This is a genomic window from Bacillus sp. G402, from assembly GCF_051172515.1.
Classification (GTDB): domain Bacteria; phylum Bacillota; class Bacilli; order Bacillales; family Bacillaceae; genus Bacillus; species Bacillus altitudinis.
Genome location: NZ_JBPIZC010000002.1, coordinates 718,388 through 735,897 on the forward strand (window position 1 = coordinate 718,388; position 17,510 = coordinate 735,897).

Annotated in this window: 19 protein-coding genes; 6 read left to right on the forward strand and 13 right to left on the reverse strand. The window is 42.1% G+C overall.

Annotated elements, in window-relative coordinates:
* Positions 1 to 34: 34 nt before the first annotated feature.
* Positions 35 to 262 carry a hypothetical protein gene (locus tag ACSBQP_RS12295; protein WP_008345482.1) on the forward strand — a complete coding sequence of 76 codons (228 nt, stop codon included), beginning with the start codon at positions 35 to 37 and terminating at the stop codon, positions 260 to 262.
* 11 nt (positions 263 to 273) lie between these two features.
* Here the strand turns inward: ACSBQP_RS12295 and ACSBQP_RS12300 are convergent, their stop codons facing one another.
* The 3 genes from ACSBQP_RS12300 to ACSBQP_RS12310 form a co-directional block, all read right to left on the reverse strand.
* Entirely contained in the window at positions 274 to 1,278 is a 1,005-nt protein-coding gene (locus ACSBQP_RS12300) for an LLM class flavin-dependent oxidoreductase (protein ID WP_048001221.1), read from the reverse strand.
* A gap of 54 nt (positions 1,279 to 1,332) precedes the next feature.
* The gene (gene nfsA, locus ACSBQP_RS12305; protein ID WP_048001148.1) at positions 1,333 to 2,082 is read right to left on the reverse strand and encodes an oxygen-insensitive NADPH nitroreductase; all 750 of its coding nucleotides are present in this window, start codon (positions 2,080 to 2,082) and stop codon (positions 1,333 to 1,335) included.
* A 110-nt stretch (positions 2,083 to 2,192) separates the two neighbouring features.
* Positions 2,193 to 3,404: an FtsW/RodA/SpoVE family cell cycle protein gene (locus tag ACSBQP_RS12310; protein ID WP_008345489.1), complete on the reverse strand. Its 1,212-nt coding sequence runs from the start codon at positions 3,402 to 3,404 to the stop codon at positions 2,193 to 2,195.
* A gap of 477 nt (positions 3,405 to 3,881) precedes the next feature.
* Here ACSBQP_RS12310 and ACSBQP_RS12315 point away from each other — a divergent pair, with 477 nt between their 5' ends.
* Positions 3,882 to 4,145 carry a spore morphogenesis/germination protein YwcE gene (locus tag ACSBQP_RS12315; protein ID WP_008345491.1) on the forward strand — a complete coding sequence of 88 codons (264 nt, stop codon included), beginning with the start codon at positions 3,882 to 3,884 and terminating at the stop codon, positions 4,143 to 4,145.
* 77 nt (positions 4,146 to 4,222) lie between these two features.
* On the opposite strand, the gene qoxD is transcribed toward ACSBQP_RS12315, so the two are convergent.
* From qoxD to ACSBQP_RS12355, 8 genes are all read right to left on the reverse strand, one after another.
* On the reverse strand, positions 4,223 to 4,603 hold the full coding sequence (gene qoxD / locus ACSBQP_RS12320) for a cytochrome aa3 quinol oxidase subunit IV (protein WP_007497818.1): 381 nt from the start codon (positions 4,601 to 4,603) through the stop codon (positions 4,223 to 4,225).
* A 1-nt stretch (position 4,604) separates the two neighbouring features.
* Complete coding sequence (gene qoxC, locus ACSBQP_RS12325) at positions 4,605 to 5,222, reverse strand: cytochrome aa3 quinol oxidase subunit III (RefSeq protein WP_007497820.1); 618 nt, start codon at positions 5,220 to 5,222, stop codon at positions 4,605 to 4,607.
* The gene (gene qoxB / locus ACSBQP_RS12330; RefSeq protein WP_008345496.1) at positions 5,222 to 7,180 is read right to left on the reverse strand and encodes a cytochrome aa3 quinol oxidase subunit I; all 1,959 of its coding nucleotides are present in this window, start codon (positions 7,178 to 7,180) and stop codon (positions 5,222 to 5,224) included. Before qoxB ends, qoxC begins: the two co-directional genes overlap by 1 nt.
* A gap of 27 nt (positions 7,181 to 7,207) precedes the next feature.
* Positions 7,208 to 8,164, reverse strand: coding sequence for a cytochrome aa3 quinol oxidase subunit II (gene qoxA, locus ACSBQP_RS12335; RefSeq protein WP_089374137.1), 957 nt, complete (start codon positions 8,162 to 8,164; stop codon positions 7,208 to 7,210).
* 513 nt (positions 8,165 to 8,677) lie between these two features.
* Complete coding sequence (locus ACSBQP_RS12340) at positions 8,678 to 9,760, reverse strand: M24 family metallopeptidase (protein ID WP_098680504.1); 1,083 nt, start codon at positions 9,758 to 9,760, stop codon at positions 8,678 to 8,680.
* 7 nt (positions 9,761 to 9,767) lie between these two features.
* Positions 9,768 to 11,288, reverse strand: a complete 1,521-nt coding sequence (gene galT / locus ACSBQP_RS12345) for a UDP-glucose--hexose-1-phosphate uridylyltransferase (RefSeq protein ID WP_435028449.1) — start codon at positions 11,286 to 11,288, stop codon at positions 9,768 to 9,770.
* 31 nt (positions 11,289 to 11,319) lie between these two features.
* Positions 11,320 to 12,312 carry a UDP-glucose 4-epimerase GalE gene (galE, locus tag ACSBQP_RS12350; protein ID WP_024719494.1) on the reverse strand — a complete coding sequence of 331 codons (993 nt, stop codon included), beginning with the start codon at positions 12,310 to 12,312 and terminating at the stop codon, positions 11,320 to 11,322.
* Positions 12,312 to 13,490, reverse strand: a complete 1,179-nt coding sequence (locus ACSBQP_RS12355; protein ID WP_052320560.1) for a galactokinase — start codon at positions 13,488 to 13,490, stop codon at positions 12,312 to 12,314. The genes galE and ACSBQP_RS12355 overlap by 1 nt, the downstream gene beginning before the upstream one ends.
* Positions 13,491 to 13,671: 181 nt before the next feature.
* Between ACSBQP_RS12355 and ACSBQP_RS12360 the strand changes: the two genes are divergently transcribed.
* Positions 13,672 to 14,517 carry an AraC family transcriptional regulator gene (locus tag ACSBQP_RS12360; protein WP_035389881.1) on the forward strand — a complete coding sequence of 282 codons (846 nt, stop codon included), beginning with the start codon at positions 13,672 to 13,674 and terminating at the stop codon, positions 14,515 to 14,517.
* A gap of 34 nt (positions 14,518 to 14,551) precedes the next feature.
* On the opposite strand, the gene ACSBQP_RS12365 is transcribed toward ACSBQP_RS12360, so the two are convergent.
* The gene (locus ACSBQP_RS12365; RefSeq protein WP_035389883.1) at positions 14,552 to 14,809 is read right to left on the reverse strand and encodes a hypothetical protein; all 258 of its coding nucleotides are present in this window, start codon (positions 14,807 to 14,809) and stop codon (positions 14,552 to 14,554) included.
* 26 nt (positions 14,810 to 14,835) lie between these two features.
* Positions 14,836 to 15,267, reverse strand: a complete 432-nt coding sequence (locus tag ACSBQP_RS12370; RefSeq protein WP_435028450.1) for a GtrA family protein — start codon at positions 15,265 to 15,267, stop codon at positions 14,836 to 14,838.
* Between the two features lie 410 nt (positions 15,268 to 15,677).
* Between ACSBQP_RS12370 and ACSBQP_RS12375 the strand changes: the two genes are divergently transcribed.
* The 3 genes from ACSBQP_RS12375 to ACSBQP_RS12385 all read left to right on the forward strand — a co-directional run bounded on the left by ACSBQP_RS12375 (position 15,678) and on the right by ACSBQP_RS12385 (position 17,466).
* Positions 15,678 to 15,818, forward strand: coding sequence for an anti-repressor SinI family protein (locus ACSBQP_RS12375; protein ID WP_008345506.1), 141 nt, complete (start codon positions 15,678 to 15,680; stop codon positions 15,816 to 15,818).
* A gap of 297 nt (positions 15,819 to 16,115) precedes the next feature.
* Positions 16,116 to 16,805 carry a class I SAM-dependent methyltransferase gene (locus tag ACSBQP_RS12380; RefSeq protein ID WP_025208188.1) on the forward strand — a complete coding sequence of 230 codons (690 nt, stop codon included), beginning with the start codon at positions 16,116 to 16,118 and terminating at the stop codon, positions 16,803 to 16,805.
* Positions 16,798 to 17,466 (forward strand): glycosyltransferase family protein, encoded by a 669-nt coding sequence (locus tag ACSBQP_RS12385; RefSeq protein ID WP_435028451.1) that lies wholly within the window; start codon positions 16,798 to 16,800, stop codon positions 17,464 to 17,466. The genes ACSBQP_RS12380 and ACSBQP_RS12385 overlap by 8 nt, the downstream gene beginning before the upstream one ends.
* Positions 17,467 to 17,510 lie beyond the last annotated feature (44 nt).

Below are 17,510 nucleotides of genomic sequence, written 5' to 3' on the forward strand. Positions count from 1 at the left end.
GCTTTTCTATCATGTATGGAGGAAAGAGAAATTCATGTTGATATTGCTATGGATCGTTTCTTTTATGACGGCTTTTTTTCTCACGATCACCTTGGTTTATTTTTTTACCTTTTTACATGCAAAACAGCCTCGTCCTTTTCATCAAGCATGTGAACTGACTGTCTATACCACCTGCATTTATCCGCTTAGCTTGGCGGTGACAGCTGCCTTTATTCTCACCATGATGCTCCTCTATCCCTTTTATTGGCTGCGCAGACGGTAAATTTACATACGTTATGCGTCAAAAGCTTCTTTTAATAAACGATACGATGTGAGACGGTCTTGCATGTGATGTGTGATGGTCACAGCGATCACTTCATCTGTACGATACACCTTTGCGAGTGCTGTCAGCTGCTGCTTCACAGAAGATGGTGTGCCAACAACCATTCTCTGTCGATTGGCTGCTACTCGTTTTTGTTCATATGGACTGTAGGAATAGTCCTTTGCCTGTTCAAATGAAGGAAAGCCGCCAAGGTTCTGTCCTTGTTCGTTAGCTAATAATGATAAATCTAAGCTAACAGCCAATTTTTCTGCCTGTTCCTCTGTTTCTGCACATAAAACGAAGACCGCAAGACTGACACGCGGCTCAGCACCAAATTCTGAAGGTTCAAATCGGTTGATATACTGCGACACAGAGTCTTCTCCGCCTTCTCCATTAATGAAAAGAGCAAACGTATAGCCTGCACCTGCTTTTGCGGCAAGCCGTGCACTTCCTCCAGAGGAACCTAACATCCATACCTCTGGGGCAGTATCTACTTTCGGAGAAGCGGTCAGGTGAGGCAGCGGATAAAATTCATCGGCTAAATCATGTAAATACACCCTTAATTCTTCTACCTGCTCAGGGTATTGATCACCAAGTCGCTTCCGTTCTCCATGATGAAGGGCAATGGAGGAGATCGGCATACCTCCAGGAGCACGTCCAATGCCAAGATCAATTCTGCCCGGAGCCAAGGCTTCGAGCACTCTGAAGTTCTCTGCTACTTTATAGGCACTGTAGTGGGGCAGCATGACGCCACCTGAACCAATACGGATATGTGACGTCACAGCTGATAAATGACCGAGAAGCACCTCTGGACTCGATCCTGCGAGCCGGTTTGAAAAGTGATGCTCTGATACCCAAAATCGATGATAACCCCATTTCTCTGCCTGCTTCGCCAGCTCGACTGTTTGCTTCAGCGCCTCAGCAGGGGTCGCATCTCCAATCAAAGGAGATTGATCCAGTATACTTAATTTCATGATGTCGCACCTCTTACAGAAATCCCCCTCTCTCACTCGAAAGGGGGATTTCCTGATTTATTTTCGATTAAAGCCCTTCTCTTTCACAAAATCTCCGAGGAAGGCACGTTTTGGCTGGCTAAAGCCTCGAAGCATTTGCTCAGACCATGTATCTTTTCTCTCACCGTTTGTTCGTTCTTCATAATATGATGAAATACGATCATCGTATTCTTTTAAATAACGATCCACATGAGCTTCGTCTTGCTGATATGTGTTTTCATGGTAGATCAGCTCAACGGGCAGCCGTTTCTTTTGAGATGATGGATTGGCAGGATGTCCTATGGCCAGGCCGAATAGCGGCAGCACATAGGAAGGCGTTTCAAGTAATTCTGATACTTCCTTCAGCTGATTACGCAGTCCGCCGATATAGCAGATGCCAAGTCCCATAGATTCTGCTGCGACACTGACATTTTGCGCAGCGAGCGCCGCATCAATCACACTGATAAGAAAGGCTTCAGTATTCTCAAGCGCTTCTTGATGGTTTTTCCCTGCTTTTTTTGCGATATAGTCGTGGCGTTTCAAGTCTGCACAAAAAACAAAAAAATGCCCATTCTTCTCAACGTATGGCTGATTTCCAGCCAGTTCAGCAAGCTTCGCCTTCTTCTTCTGATCTGTTACACCAATGATACTATACGCCTGTACATAGCTTGATGTCGAAGCAGCCTGCGCACTTTTGATAAGTGTCAGCACTTCTTCGTCTGTCAGACGCTCATCTGTAAACGAACGGATGGACCGATGATTTAAGATGGTTTCTATCGTTTTATTCAATTCGAAGACCTCCTTCACTCCTACTATCATAAGTCAAATGAACATTGCTTTTCAAAAGTTAGAACTCACGACAAAAAGGCAGCCTACGCTTAGACTGCCCTTTACCCGTTTTATTTAAATAAATAACTTTGATATTTCGTTAACTGAACACTTGCATTATAGGCGATACCAAATCCAATCAGAACTGATAAAACAGAGCTTCCCCCGAAGCTGATGAATAAGAGTGGTATCCCCGTTACAGGCATGACGCCTATGTTCATGCCAATGTTCTGGAATGTATGGATGACAATCAATGCTGTATATCCTACACAGAAAAATGACGCAAACCGGCTATAAGGATGGATACGGTCAATCAACACAACAAGCCTGTAAATCAGGAAGAAGAACATGATCACCACAAATGCGCAGCCGACAAAACCAAAGGCTTCCCCTATGATAGAGAAAATCATATCTGTCTGTGCTTCTGGAACATAAACTTTTAAGTTTTTAACACCGTTCCCGAAAATTTGTCCTGCCCCAATTGCCATAATGGCTTGCTCGACTTGATATTTATCCGATCCAGACGCATCCTGTGTCTGGGCTTGGTTGGCTGTCGAAGAACTATCAGGCAGCCAAGCGGTAATCCGGTTGATCTGATACTGCTGAATCCCGATCTTTTGTGCGAAATCAGGGAATAGAATAATCACGGCTAACACAGCGGCAACTAAGAGCACAACCACTGAACCGATGAGAGAGATCAATTTCCAGTTGACCCCTGATAAAAAGACCATGACAACGACAATAAACATACATACCGCAGCCGTACCTGCATCTTGCAAAAAGATGAGTCCGACTGGTACAGCAGCCACGCCGGCAATTTTTAATAGTAGGAAAATATCATCTTCTAATGTTCGTTTTCCTCTTGGGGTTGCCTTCCCAATGACAGAGGCGAGCATCATAATCAAACCAATTTTCATGAACTCTGAAGGCTGAAATGTTCCAATTCCCGGTAACACAAACCAACTTTTTGCACCATTTTTAATTGGAGCAAAATCATGACCTGCAATTTGTGCAGGAGCAATTTTTAAAAGAATTAAGAGCATAATGCCGCCTATAAAAATATATAGGCTTAACTTTTCTAATTGTTCCAGATCGAAGTAATTAATAGCCACAATACAGATGACCCCGACCATGTAGTAAATGATCTGTCTGGTCCATGCATTAGATCCATATTGCCCAAACTGTCCCGCAGCATAAATAGCGATGACACTGATGGCAAAGAAGGCTAAAAATATAAAAATCAAATCTCCTTGATAGTAAGGAGATGTATTCTGCTTGTTCATGAACTAACCACCCTTATTACAAAACATAAAAGCCCTTATTTATATTAGATTGAAATTTTCACAAAAGCAACTCACCTTAAATATGACGGAAGTGACACCTGAAAGGTTCCATTCTAATTTCAAAAAATGAAATACTTTTCATCCTAACAATAGGAAAAAATTCCTTTCCACTCTATCATGACAACCGATCATAAGTCCTTTAAAAAGATTATTTTACAGATTTTAAGGGGAAAATTCAATGACTTATGTGGCGATATGAAAGGTGCACATCTTGCCAGCATAAGCTTAACTGAGGTATAAGAAAAAAAAACAATTTCTGCGGAATAAGGCCCATTTTCCAATTATTGAGTTTACTTCAAAGTCAATTGTGGTATAATATTTGTAACAAAATGTTCACAATATCTCCTAAAAACAGACACAATTACATCCTGACCTCTCATTTGAATTGAACATCAACTTACAAAGGAGTTGGATACGATGGATATGTTCTTTGCGTACCTATGTATTGCAACAGCTACACCCCTGTTTTTATGGTTGGAAAACAGAAAGATTGCATTAGCATCTATTCCACCCATCATGATTATGTGGATTTTCTTCGGTCTTTACATGACAAGTAGTTTATCTCCAGCAGGACATACCTTCATGATCGCATTCTTTGCCATTAACGTGATTCTGGCTCACATTGCAGCTTTCCTCATCTATGGACTTCCATTCATTCGCAAAAGATTCAGCAGCAGATAGATATCTCATCATCAATTGGAAGCGTTATCACAATCAGCATAAAAACCACTCACCTATGAAAGATGAGTGGTTTTTTATTATTTCTCTGAATGCTCAGACTGCTTTGGCGCAGATGGTGAATAACCGTCTTTGCTGTTCTCTCCGTGGCTGTAGTGAGCCGCGAAGATCCAAACAGACCCGATGACGAAAATGATCGCACAGAATAGACCAAACAAAGTATTTCCGACTTGAACAGTCCCGTTCTCACTCTCTGTCATGTGCATGAACATGAACAGCTGCAAGAATGCTTGAATGAAGGCAAAACCAAAGATAATCCATAGTTTTGCAGAACTGCCAATTTCAGCTCCGATGGCAATCCAGAATGCTAAGATGGTTAGCACAATGGAGAGAATGAAGCCGACTACGTGTTTCCAAGGGAAGTGTTCGTGCTCTGCTGAGGAATGTGTTTTTCCAGCCATATCACAAAAGCCCCCCTAATCCGATCAAGTACACAGCTGTGAAGATGAAAATCCATACAACATCAAGGAAATGCCAGTATAGACTTGAGATAAAGATCTTCGCTGCTGTTTGTGGTGTTAATCCACGTTTTTTAATTTGGAACAAGACGCCCGTAATCCAGAAGATACCGATGGATACGTGTAATCCGTGAGTTCCTAAAAGAACAAAGAATGCAGACCAGTATGCACTTGTATGGATGCTCGCACCCTCATGTACATAATGGAAGAATTCGAAAATCTCAAAACCAACGAAGCCTGCACCTAGAAGCAGTGTCAGAATCGTCCAAATGACAACCCCTTTTGTACTTCCACGGCGCATTTCATGAACGGCAATCCCACATGTAAATGAACTCACCAATAGCAGGAATGTCATGATCAATACAAGCTTCATATCAAATAGCTCAGCTGGCAAAACGCCGCCAGCTGTTCTGCCATGAAGAACAAAGTAGGTCGCAAAAAGTGTTGAGAATAACACGATTTCCGCGCCAAGGAATATCCAGAAACCAAGGATGTTTAAACGTCCTGTTTCAGACTGATATTCAAGCGGTGCATTTGCATAGCTGCTATCATTATGTCCCATTACTTCTGCGCCTCCTTATTCTTTTTCTCTGTTTCAATCACTTCTTCAACAGGAATATAGTAGCCATCGTCATATTCAAATGAACGTAAAATCATTGTTGCGAATACACCGATTAAGCCGATAACGCCAATCCAGTACCATTCAAATACAAGACCGAATGCACCAAGTCCGAAGAATGCAGACATGATCAGCGGTCTGCCTGAATTGTGCGGCATGTGAATTTTCTTGAATTCTTTTTCAGGATGAACGTCTACATTGTTTTGCTTCCAATGATGGAATGCATCTGGTGACGTCACTTCTGGAAGTGCTGCAAAGTTATAATGCGGCGGAATTGCAGAAGATGTCGCCCAGTCAAGCGTACGTCCTTCTCCCCAGCTGTCTCCAGACACTTCACGTTTCGCGTGTCTCCAGCTGTAGTAAATGTTATAGCAAAGGATGATGAATCCGATACCCATCATAAATGCACCAATTGTTGAAATAAAGTTTAGTGCAGTCCAGCCATCTTCTGGTCCATACGTATAAATACGTCTTGGCATTCCTTGCAGTCCTAAGAAGTACTGCGGGAAGAAACAGATGTTAAATCCGATCATGAATACCCAGAAGAACCATTTGCCGATTCGCTCGTTTAACTTGTAACCAAACATTTTCGGATACCAGAAAACAAGACCTGCAAAACAAGCAAATACAGTACCTGCGATTAATACATAGTGGAAGTGGGATACTAAGAAGTACGTGTTATGGTACTGGTAATCCGCAGCTGCCATCGCAAGCATAACCCCAGTCACACCACCGATTACGAAGTTCGGGATGAAACCAAGTGCCCAAAGCATTGGGGATGTAAAACTGATACGGCCTCGATACATTGTAAAGAGCCAGTTAAAGATTTTCACACCTGTTGGTACAGAAATGGCCATTGTTGTGATCGAGAAGAATGAGTTAACCGCTGCACTGTTCCCCATTGTAAAGAAGTGGTGAACCCACACAAGGAAACTAAGAACAGAGATTGCCACAATCGATACAACCATCGCTTTGTAACCAAACAACTGCTTTCTTGAGAACGTCGCAAAGATTTCTGAGAAAATACCGAAAGCCGGCAGGATAACGATATATACCTCAGGATGTCCCCAAATCCAGAAAAGGTTCGCCCAAAGCATTGGCATACCGCCCGCTTCGAGTGTAAAGAATGCTGAACCGAATAAACGATCGAATGTCATAAGTGCTAAAGCAACTGTTAAAACAGGGAATGCGAAAACGATAATGACAGACGTGATCAATGTTGTCCATGTAAACATCGGCATACGCATAAGCGTCATACCTTTTGTACGCATTTTTAAGATGGTCACCATGAAGTTAATACCTGTCATTAGTGTACCAATACCTGCAATTTGGAGCCCGAGCAAGTAGTAGTTCTGTCCAGGTCCTGGTGAGAAATCATTTCCGGCGAGCGGCATGTAACTCGTCCAGCCTGCACTTGGTGATCCTCCAATAACGAAGGAAATGTTGAACAGCATTGCTCCGACCATAAATGTCCAGAAGCTCAAGTTGTTCAAATACGGGAATGCAACGTCACGTGCACCAATTTGAAGAGGAACCACGACGTTGATTAAACCAATTAAGAATGGCATCGCCATGAATAAAATCATGATCGTACCATGCGTTGTGAAAATTTCATTATAGTGGTTTGAATCTAAAAACGTATTATTAGGAAGCGCCAGCTGCGCGCGCATCATCAGTCCGTCTACCCCACCGCGGAAGAACATAATCACAGCAGCAAGGATATACATGATTCCAAGCTTTTTATGATCAACTGATGTCAGCCATTCTTTCCAGAGCCATTTCCACTTTTTGAAGTAGGTTAAAACAAACACAATGGCAATGGAAGTAAGAGCGATAGAAATTTGCGCACCAAGAATTAATGGGTCTCCAGTTACAAAAAACTCATCCCATTTTAAATGCATAACGGCCTCCTCCTTTCCTTAGTCAGTTTATTCGTTTTCTAGTTTTCTTTTATAGTTCTTCACATTCTCGAAAGGATCTGTCTTGGAATGCGGAGAAACTGATTGGTAACCTAAACGTTTGCGTGCTTGGAGTGCATATTCAGAATCCTCTCCGTGCTTCGCAAAAGATAAATGTGTTGATGAGAATGTCTGCACATCTGCAGCATCAGGAAGCATCAAGTAGTCATACGTTTTCTTCGTTAACTTTGGTGCTTCTTTTTTCGTTTTATTTACCCATTTATCATAGTCAGACTGCGTCATCGCATTGACTTTGAATTTTTGCTGAGCAAAGCCTTCGCCTGTGAAGTTGGCGTTTCTTCCTTCATATGTGCCTACTTCATCAGCTTGAAGATATTGTTCCATTTCCATTCCAGCCATCGCATACTTCTCCCCGCCTAGCTGAGGAATCCATAGAGATGCCATTGTATCAGCGGAAGTGATTTTGAATAAAACCGGCTGATCTTTTGGAATGTTTAAGTAGTTCACTGTTTCAATATTTTCCTCTGGATAGCTGAAGATCCATTTCCAATCAACTGCTGTAGCATAAACGACAAGTGGATCTTTATGACTTGTTGCTTGAGGCGCCTCTTCCAAAGAGTAAATGGTTTTTACAGTTGGAACTGAAAGGGCAGCAACGATTAATATTGGGATCACTGTCCAGACAACTTCTAGAAGCGTATTCCCGTGTAGTTCTGGGTTATAAGAGGCGTTTCCAACGTCCTTACGCTCACGGTATTTAACCAATATGATGGTAAACAGTACAAATACCGCACCAACGATAAAGAGCATGAATCCAATAGATAAAAGGATTAAGTCTTTTTGTTGTGCTGCGACTGGTCCTTTAGGATCTAAAACAGCGATATTGCTGCAACCTCCTAATACAAAAACACTCACGAGCATCGCTAATAAAAGCATAGGTTTAATGGCTCTGAACAAGAAGATCACCATCCTTCCTTAAATAATGTATAAATTGCTGAATAATTGTGAAAAGCCATCTGCCTTCGAAAACTTTTCTTCCCTTTGTAATGCTATCAAAATCTGTTGGAGTTAGCTCCCCTTTTTTCAAAAGTTCATTTATTTTTCAACAGATTTCTATTGAAATGTCATAAATTCGCCATAAATTTATATTATTGCACACACAATAAATTTCTAGGAATTTGAAAAGTTGAGAGTTGAAGGCAAAGGACAAACAATCAAGAACTTTGTCAAATTTAGGTTTACCACAATAAAAAAGTTTGGTCAAATTTCAATTTAACTTTATGAAATTTTATCTAGGTAAACAATTCTAAAACAGGTATCCCCATATTTAACAAAAACCTTACTCATTTTAACGCAAGTCGACAAGAAAAGAAAGTATCGATCCTCCCCCTATGCGCTGTAATGATTGGTAATGGTGATAAATGAGTGGAAACTCACTAAAGACTTCCAGCAAAAAACCGGCTCATCGCCGGCTTCTCATTATTCGTCTCTCACCAAAATGTCTGGTCGTCTATAGATGCTTCCTTCATGTTCTATGTCTATATACGTCCACTTGCCTGTATAGGTTAAAAAGCGATTCCCCTCTTTCTCGACGACCATCGTATCTTCTGATTTCAATCCTGGTAAGGAAGGATTCCAAGTGAATACTTGATGAAGCTGGATCTCTTCCACCGATGTAGGAACTGCAATGATCTCTCTAGACACAAATCCAGTCTTGCCACCTTGGTGAAGCTTTTTCCAGCTATCAGGAAATCCTTCTTTTTCATATTGAGCAATGCCGGCCTTCATTACATCTCCAATGGTGTTCCCTGGACGAGTAGCCGCATTCATGACCGTGTCGATTCGCGCAAGCCTTTCCTTGTTTTCTTCAAGCTCCTTTGGTAGCTGTCCAAAGTAAACGGATCTTGTGACATTTGCCACGAGTCCATGCCGTTCAGCACAAAGGACAACCAGTGCATGCTTTTGAAGTGCTTTTTCTGTTGGGATCGGGTGGCGATATTGATGAATCCGGTCATCTGTTGCCACAAGCAGCACTTCTATCGTCATTCCCTGCCCGATCGCTCTTTGAGCAACAAGCGAAGCAATTTCATGCTCCGTCTGTCCTGGAACGATTTCTTGACAGACACTTTCTACAATAACCGCAGTGTCATGACAAAGGGTTTCGTATTGGCTGAGCTGTGGCGCTGAAAGGATCGATCGAACACGAGACAAATCGGGTTCGATCCATTCCACTCCTTCCATTTGAATGTCCGCACCAATTCGTTTGTCTTTTATGAGTGTTTGAATGTAAGGAGTCTCATCCTCAAACCAATCCATTGTGACGACTTGAAAGGGATGGTCAAAATACGCCATTTCTTCTTCAATGATTCGTTTTTCTTCCATTTGATTCACAACTAGGACAATATCGTCTTTCAACACAAGTAGCTGACAAACGCCCTCTGGCGTGTTTAACACAATGTGGTTTCTTCTTCCTCCTGTAAGCCAAGAAAAGTTATTACGCTTTTGAATCAGAACACCGTCGAGTTGCTTTTCTTCCATTAAAGTTCTTACCTGTTCAATCATCAACTCATCACCTGCCTGTATGGAGTGTTTGAATGAAACGTTTAAATGCTGTTTTCCCTTGCTCTGTTCTTTTAAACACACCCGCCTGCGCGAGTATACGAGAAAAAATGAGGCCGATTTCTTTTTGTAAAATGGCTTCTACGTTGTCCTTCGTAAAGGTATTCTCTTCGATCAGACGCTCTGCCCATGACTCGTGCTTCATGATAGACGGGCAGGCTTTGATTTCTTCAAGAGGGTGTTTGGATAGCAACGCCGCTTTTAGCAGGCTTAATTCCGCTGCTAATCTTCCAGGAAGCACGGCGAGACCCATAACCTCAATTAAACCGATATTCTCTTTTTTAATATGATGAACTTCTTTGTGCGGGTGGAAGATTCCGCCTGGGTGCTGCTTGTCTGTACGGTTATTTCGTAGCACGAGATCTAATTCGTACTCATCCCCATGACGGCGTGCAATTGGTGTAATGGTATTGTGCGGGGTCTCTCCTGTATGAGAGAACAGCCCCGCTTCTGGATCTGAATACATTTTCCACTCATGTAATATAAAATCCGCTGCCTCCGCAAGCGTCTGCTGGTCGCTACTTTGAAGCCTGATCACTGACATCGGCCATTTCACAATACCCGCCTTCACCCTCGGAAACTTTTCGAGAGAAAACACTTCTTCCATCTTTGCTTTCGCCATCGGAAATTCATGAGCACCACCTTGAAAGTGGTCATGACTTAATATGCTGCCTCCAACAATGGGAAGATCAGCATTTGATCCTATGAAATAGTGCGGATATATAGATATGAAGGAAAGCAGACGCTCGAAGGTCTTTTTAGATATCTGCATTGGTTCATGCTCGCCCTTGAACACAATACAATGTTCGTTGTAATACACATACGGCGAGAATTGCATAAACCACGACTCATTTGTAAGTGTCACCGGAATAATCCGGTGATTCTGTCTTGCTGGGTGATTGATGCGTCCCCCAAACCCAACGTTTTCTTTACAAAGGAGGCAAAGAGGATATTGCTTTTGACTAAGCTTTTTGGCTTCAGCGATCGCTTTTGGGTCCTTTTCCGGTTTCGATAGATTAATCGTGATCTCAAGCTCACCATCTTCTGTCGGTGTAAACCACTGCACATTTTTGGCGATTCTGCCTGTATGAATATAGTGGGCATGCTGCTGCATTTCATAAAACCAGCTTGTCGCTGCCTTTGGTCCGCAATGCTTGCGTTTCTCTTCAAACTTTGCATAGATGACACTCGGAGGCGCCACCAAGCAGCCCATGATTTTGGCATCTAATAAATCACGATACGTATCTGTCCCGTCAGGAATAAGACCTGTTTCAACTGCCCAATCGAGCATCGGCATTAAAATATCTTCAAGGTCGCTGTCTCCTGAGACTGTTCTTGCCTCAGCATCATCGAGACCAAGCACCTCTAGCAGCCGGTTCCTTGTATAATCCATATCTAGTGGTGATATCAGCTCTTTATTAACCCCATATTGAATCAGCTGTTCTAGCTTTTCAAAAATATCAATCGCCATTCCCTTTGTCTCCTCCCCTGCCTGCTACACGTTACTCACTTTGATAGCCATCTGGATGTTTCTGAAACCAATCCCATGCACTTTGAATGATGGTGTGGAGATCTGCATATTGCGGCTTCCATCCTAGTTCTTTCAGCGCTTTTTCTGATGAAGCAATCAGCTTAGCTGGATCACCCGCACGTCTTTCTGCCACCTGTGCAGGAATGGCATGACCTGTCACTTCTCTTGCAGCTTCTACGACCTGCTTCACAGAGAATCCTGTGCCGTTCCCTAAGTTGTACGTCGCACTTCCTTTTCCTTCACGCAGACGCTCAACCGCTAGAATGTGCGCCTCTACTAAATCCATGACATGAATGTAGTCTCTAATGCATGTGCCATCCTCTGTTTCATAATCATCACCGTAAATCATGATTTGATCACGCTTTCCTAAAGCCACTTGTAGAATAATCGGGATTAAATGCGTTTCTGGCTGATGATCTTCACCGACAATCCCTTCTGTATGAGCACCGGCTACATTAAAATAGCGAAGCACAACATATTCAATACCATATGCCTGCTCAGACCACTTCAGCATTTTCTCAATCGCGAGCTTTGTTTCCCCATAAGGATTTGTTGGGTTCGTCTCATCCGTTTCAACGATCGGTACACGCTTTGGTTCACCATATGTCGCAGCAGTTGAAGAGAATACAATGCGTTTCACATCAAATTCATTCATCACCTGAAGTAAAGCCGTTGCCCCTCCGACGTTGTTGTCATAGTACTTCAGTGGGTCTGTTACACTTTCTCCAACAAGTGAATCTGCCGCAAAGTGCATGACTGCTTCAATGTCATGTGTTTGAAAAACACGTCTTAAAAAAGCGTGATCCCTTAAATCCCCCTCTTCTAATACGGCACCCTTTACGACTGCCTCTTTATGACCTGTCTGCAAATTATCCACAATCACCACTTGTTCTCCTTTAGCCAAAAGAGCCGCTACCGCATGACTGCCAATAAAACCTGCTCCTCCACATACTAAAATTGCCATCAAAATTCCTCCTTCGTTAATTCTCTAGCGCCGCCTCCAATTCCAGCTGTGTAAAAAGAGGCTTGAATGCCTGTTTTTTCTTGATAAATCGCACCTGTTTCTTCTATAAATGAGTCCAGCAGCTCTTCTTTCACAATGCTGACGGTACAGCCCCCAAAGCCAGCACCTGTCATACGCGAACCAATCGTCCCTGGATGTTGCCATGCGGCTTCAGCCAGTGCATCTAGCTCAAGCCCAGTGACTTCATAATCATTCTTTAAAGAAAGGTGAGATGCCTTCATGAGTGCACCTAGTTCTTCCATTTTATCATCTTTCAGAAAATTTACTGCTTTCATGGTCCTCTCGTTTTCCGTGATGGCATGTCTTGCACGTTTTCTACACGTTTCATCTTGTATCAAATGTTCATGCTTAGCGAATTCATCCTCCGTGAGCTCACATAAATGACCGATATCTAATTCTTTTCTAAGATCGTTTAAAGCAGATTGACATTCTAAACGGCGTTCATTGTATTTGGAATCTGCAAGTGTTCGTTTTTTATTTGTATTGGCAATGACAAGTGCCAGACCCTCTTGCCGAAATGGGCTGTATTCAAAGGAAAGTGTGTCACAATTGAGCAAAATAGCGTGACCATCTTTTCCAAGACTAATTGAAAATTGATCCATAATGCCGCAGTTCACGCCAATAAACTCATTTTCAGCACGCTGCGCAAGAAGGGCTAGGTCGATTTGCGTTACGCCGAATGATGACCATTCATTGATCAAGACAGCCGTGACGAGCTCAATAGAGGCAGAGGATGACAGACCTGCGCCATTTGGAATATTGCCAGCATACACAATATCAAAACCTTCTTTCACATCCATGCCTGCTTCGATAAACTGTTGGAATACTCCCTTCGGATAGTTCGCCCAGCCGTCCGATTCTGAGAAAGCGATTTCAAAAAGGTCGAACTCTTTCACACCTTCTTCTTCAAAATTCAAGGAATACATTCTGACGCGTCCATCTGATCGTCTTGCTCCCGCAGCATATGTACCAAGGGTGAGTGCACATGGAAAGACATGGCCCCCATTATAATCTGTGTGTTCACCAATCAGATTGACTCTGCCTGGGGCGAAAAAATAGCGGAGTTCTTCCTGATCTCCAAATTGCTGGTGAAATGCTGCTCTTAATGTGTCGATCATATCCATTCCCCTTTTCTCTTCTGATAATCTTATTTTAGTTGCCCCGTCAGCTGAAGTTCAATGGTAAAAAAATCGTTAAAAAATACCCTTTTTTTGCTGTGAATGGTACGATGTGATATGAGGTGTAACATGATTCAAAATAGAAAAAGGTTGTTTTTTGCTGTGAAGGAGGGTTTCCAATTTGAAGAAGGAAGCATTTGCATTTCGTTTTCACCATTCTGATGTGACATTGCCGGCCCAAATCTGGTCTGTTGGCTGGGAAGTTCAATCATCCTCGTTATACAGCTGGAATGGCGTAGAGCGGAAGGATCAGGGCAAGTGCATCTTTCAGCTCACACTGTCTGGACACGGCATGATTGAAATCGGACAGAAACGATTCAAAGTATTGCCTGGACAGGCCTTTCTGGTGAAAAGCCCCAGTGCTTATCAATACTATTTTCCAGAAGACAGTGAACATTGGGAATTTCTCTATTTAACACTTTATGGGGAAGCCTGTAACCTTTGCTTTGATCAATTTATCGATCAAGGAAAGCAGGTCATGCGTTTTCATCCGAATTCCAAACCGATCCGCCTGCTAAAGAAGATTTATGATGAAGCCAGTGAAAGACGGATTACCAATCCATTTGAGGGGTCTAGCCTTGCTTATCAATTTGTCATGGAACTGTATTCATATTTGCCAAAGCTTGAGGGACAAATGGAGAAATGGCCTGAGCCCATCGTCCAAGCGGCCTTATTTGCAAGCCACCATTTTCACGAGGAGATTGGGCCTGACGATATGGCAGCTGCGGCACGTTTATCCAAAAGTCATTTTACGAGGGAATTCAAAAAGGCAACTGGCTTCACACCGATTCATTATTTAACCAATATTCGTTTAGAAAAGGCGGAAACGTTACTGAAAACAACGAAATACTCGATTGAAGAAATCGCCATACAGTGCGGCTACCGAAACGCGAATTACTTGAATAAAGTCTTTCGAAAGAAAATCGGCATGTCTCCAAAGCAACTCCGGGAAACAAGCGATGCATAATAAAAAGCAGCCGCTTTTCAATTGGCTGCTTCTTTTACGCTTTCGTCAGGTCAACACGAATTCTCCCTTGTCTTAAAACAATGGTCATTTGCGTATCAGGGGTCATTAAATTTTCTAAAATGTCCGATGCCGTTTGAAGCGCAATGTCCATTCGGTTGATCTTTTCCTTTTCTTGTTCAGAAAATGCTTCTGGATGTGCGGTCATTTCTTTGACTAGCCTCAACACTTGTTCATGCTGCTTTTCTGTTTGTTGATATATGGCATCATATAATTCGTCTGGCCTGCTGCTCATTTCACATCACCTATCTTTTTCATGTGTTAAATCGCATCTTCTTTTGTTTTCTTGAAGACGAACCATTTACTGGCGACATAATTGACCACGACAATCACAAAGTTAACAAGAATTTTTGCGACGGTTTCGTTGAGCGCCATTTGGCTCACAAATAAAATCATCAGCCCCAGATCTACACCTAGAGACATGAGACGGACACTAAAAAATGAAGAAAGCTCACGCATCAGGCTTTTTGTGTCACGAGCCTTTTGCTTGAAGACATACTTCTTATTGGTGATATAAGCAAAGAGCACAGCAAATACCCATGAAACAACCGTTGCTGTTTTGTAATCCATAAAAAACATCTCAACGAATAAATAGAAGCTGACTATGTTGACAATGGTTGTACACACACCCATGATCAGATACATGACAACTTCTTGATACTTTTGAAAAAGGCTATACATGTCTTTCTTCATTCCTTCTTGGTGAATTCTGTTTCTTTTAGAATACCATCTTAAGAAGAACTTCCCAAACGAACAATATGTGCGTCCTGTAAAGATGAAATTTGTTCTCGCTGATGGCATATGTCAACCTTATGGGTTTATATGAGTCAAATGATTTAGGTCTTTATCATTATTTTAATTTATAATCTTTTAACTGACTTTACAATTGTTTATTATGAGAAGTAAGAATTCAATATTTATGGGTTTTTTAGTCATTTTTTTAGGGACGTGGTAGGTGATAGATTTTACAAAATAGGTTAAATGTCATCATTTTTCGACAAAAATCTATTTTTGTACTCCATTCACATACACGTACAGTTACTAGACGGTTTGTTCAAGTCATTGGTTGCAGATGAATATGTCTTATTGAACTGGAGGATATTATGGATACGCAAGTGAAAAGAAGAGTTGACGAAGAGTGGGTTTATTTGATTCAAGAAGCGAAAAAAATTGGACTAGGCATCGAGGAAATACAAGCTTTTTTAACATCCAACGGTGATCAGAAGATGATAAACAAACCGTAATCAACGCCGTTATCCTTTGTCTTTCAGATTGCTTTGGCTAAAGTTCTAACCTGTCAATTGACCTTTTAAACATCCTTTCATGACGATACGCTACAATAATTGAACACCTCATCATACCAATCCCTTCCACTCAATGGGGTTCTGTCTTTCTATTTTTAGGAGGACAGTCCGTTCCCTGTTCTTTATATGACCCCTTTTTAGCTATCATTCATGAAAATTGCCCATTTCGTTATAAAACCAAGCTCCCCACCCATATATTAAGCATAAGACATAAGAAAGAAGAAAGGTGGGTGGCGCGTGAGTTCAGATTCCCTATCTTATTATCATCAAAAGAAGGATCAATATTATCACGGTGTGAACCCTGTGATTGTCCATCGTATTCGCAAGGAATGGACGTCTATCTTGGATATCGGATGCGGCACAGGCCAGCTTGGCAAAGTCTTAAAACAACAAGACCGTACTGTATATGGAATTGAATCTTTTGAAGATGCGGCAAAGCAGGCTGAGAAAGCGCTGGATCATGTTTTATGCGGCAATATTGAACAGATGGCGCTGCCTTATCAGCATGAACAATTTGACTGCATCATTTTCGGAGATGTTCTTGAACATTTATTGGACCCTTGGGCCGTTTTAAAAAAGGTCAAACCCTTTCTAAAAAGGGAAGGGGCCATCTTGTCTTCCATTCCGAATATTGGTCATATTTCAACGGTTTTAGAATTACTGGCTGGGAGATTTTCTTATACAGATGCAGGATTAATGGATCAAACACATTTACGCTTCTTTACCCTTCACGAAATTCATGCCCTCTTTCAGTCAGCCGGGTTTCATGTTCGTGAGCTTGAAACCATTCGTGTACAACACCCTTCCTATACGGGCGTCATGAATGATCTACATGAATTACTCGTAAAACATGGCATCCGTTTTGATTTTAACGAGGCAGCGACAGCCTATCAATACGTGGTTGAGGCGGTTCAACTCAATGAGTAGCCCCACCATCTTATTTGTTTTATGTGTAAATGATGAGTCGATGTTTCAAGCTTGCTTCCGGCAGCTCGCTTCACTTCCTGCTCCGCACGGGTATCATGTAGAGGTTTTGCCCATTAGACATGCATCAAGTATGGCCTCTGGATACAATGAAGCTCTCACTCATCCTGCACAGTTTAAAATTTATCTTCATCAAGATACACTCATCGTCAAACAGCATATGCTTCTCGAGCTGATTCCACTTTTCTTGCAAAATCCGTCACTTGGCATACTTGGGGTAATAGGTGCAGAAAGTGTGCCAGACAATGGGATCTGGTGGGAGAGCCATGATTGCAGAGGGAAAGTCATTGAATATCGGCACGACACCTATCAGCTGCTAACGTTTGAATCTGGTCATCCACAGACAGAAACCCAAGGTTATATCAAAGCTTCTGCTATTGACGGTCTTTTTATGGCAACACAATATGATATCAAGTGGCGTGAGGATCTTTTAGACGGCTTTCATTTTTATGATGTGTCACAGTCTTTTGAGTTTGCACAGCAGGGATATGAGGTTGGGATTGCAAGGCAAGTGGAGCCCTGGTGTATTCACAAATGCGGAGATCATTTTGATGCAGAAGCATATGAAAAAGCAAGACAAACATTTCTTGCGCATTATCGGTAGAAAGCACCCTTTTCGGGTGCCTTTTTTATGATATACTGTCATAA

Coding starts and splice junctions, on each gene's coding strand:
- ACSBQP_RS12310 (WP_008345489.1), bottom strand. CDS start 3,404: ATGAACAAGCAGAATACATCTCCTTACTATCAAGGAGATTTGATTTTT.
- qoxD (WP_007497818.1), bottom strand. CDS start 4,603: ATGGCTGGAAAAACACATTCCTCAGCAGAGCACGAACACTTCCCTTGG.
- galE (WP_024719494.1), bottom strand. CDS start 12,312: ATGGCAATTTTAGTATGTGGAGGAGCAGGTTTTATTGGCAGTCATGCG.
- ACSBQP_RS12340 (WP_098680504.1), bottom strand. CDS start 9,760: ATGATTGAACAGGTAAGAACTTTAATGGAAGAAAAGCAACTCGACGGT.
- ACSBQP_RS12375 (WP_008345506.1), top strand. CDS start 15,678: ATGGATACGCAAGTGAAAAGAAGAGTTGACGAAGAGTGGGTTTATTTG.
- qoxB (WP_008345496.1), bottom strand. CDS start 7,180: ATGCATTTAAAATGGGATGAGTTTTTTGTAACTGGAGACCCATTAATT.
- ACSBQP_RS12295 (WP_008345482.1), top strand. CDS start 35: ATGTTGATATTGCTATGGATCGTTTCTTTTATGACGGCTTTTTTTCTC.
- ACSBQP_RS12370 (WP_435028450.1), bottom strand. CDS start 15,267: ATGAAGAAAGACATGTATAGCCTTTTTCAAAAGTATCAAGAAGTTGTC.
- galT (WP_435028449.1), bottom strand. CDS start 11,288: ATGGCGATTGATATTTTTGAAAAGCTAGAACAGCTGATTCAATATGGG.
- qoxC (WP_007497820.1), bottom strand. CDS start 5,222: ATGGGACATAATGATAGCAGCTATGCAAATGCACCGCTTGAATATCAG.
- ACSBQP_RS12365 (WP_035389883.1), bottom strand. CDS start 14,809: ATGAGCAGCAGGCCAGACGAATTATATGATGCCATATATCAACAAACA.
- ACSBQP_RS12315 (WP_008345491.1), top strand. CDS start 3,882: ATGGATATGTTCTTTGCGTACCTATGTATTGCAACAGCTACACCCCTG.
- ACSBQP_RS12385 (WP_435028451.1), top strand. CDS start 16,798: ATGAGTAGCCCCACCATCTTATTTGTTTTATGTGTAAATGATGAGTCG.
- ACSBQP_RS12355 (WP_052320560.1), bottom strand. CDS start 13,490: ATGATCGACACATTAAGAGCAGCATTTCACCAGCAATTTGGAGATCAG.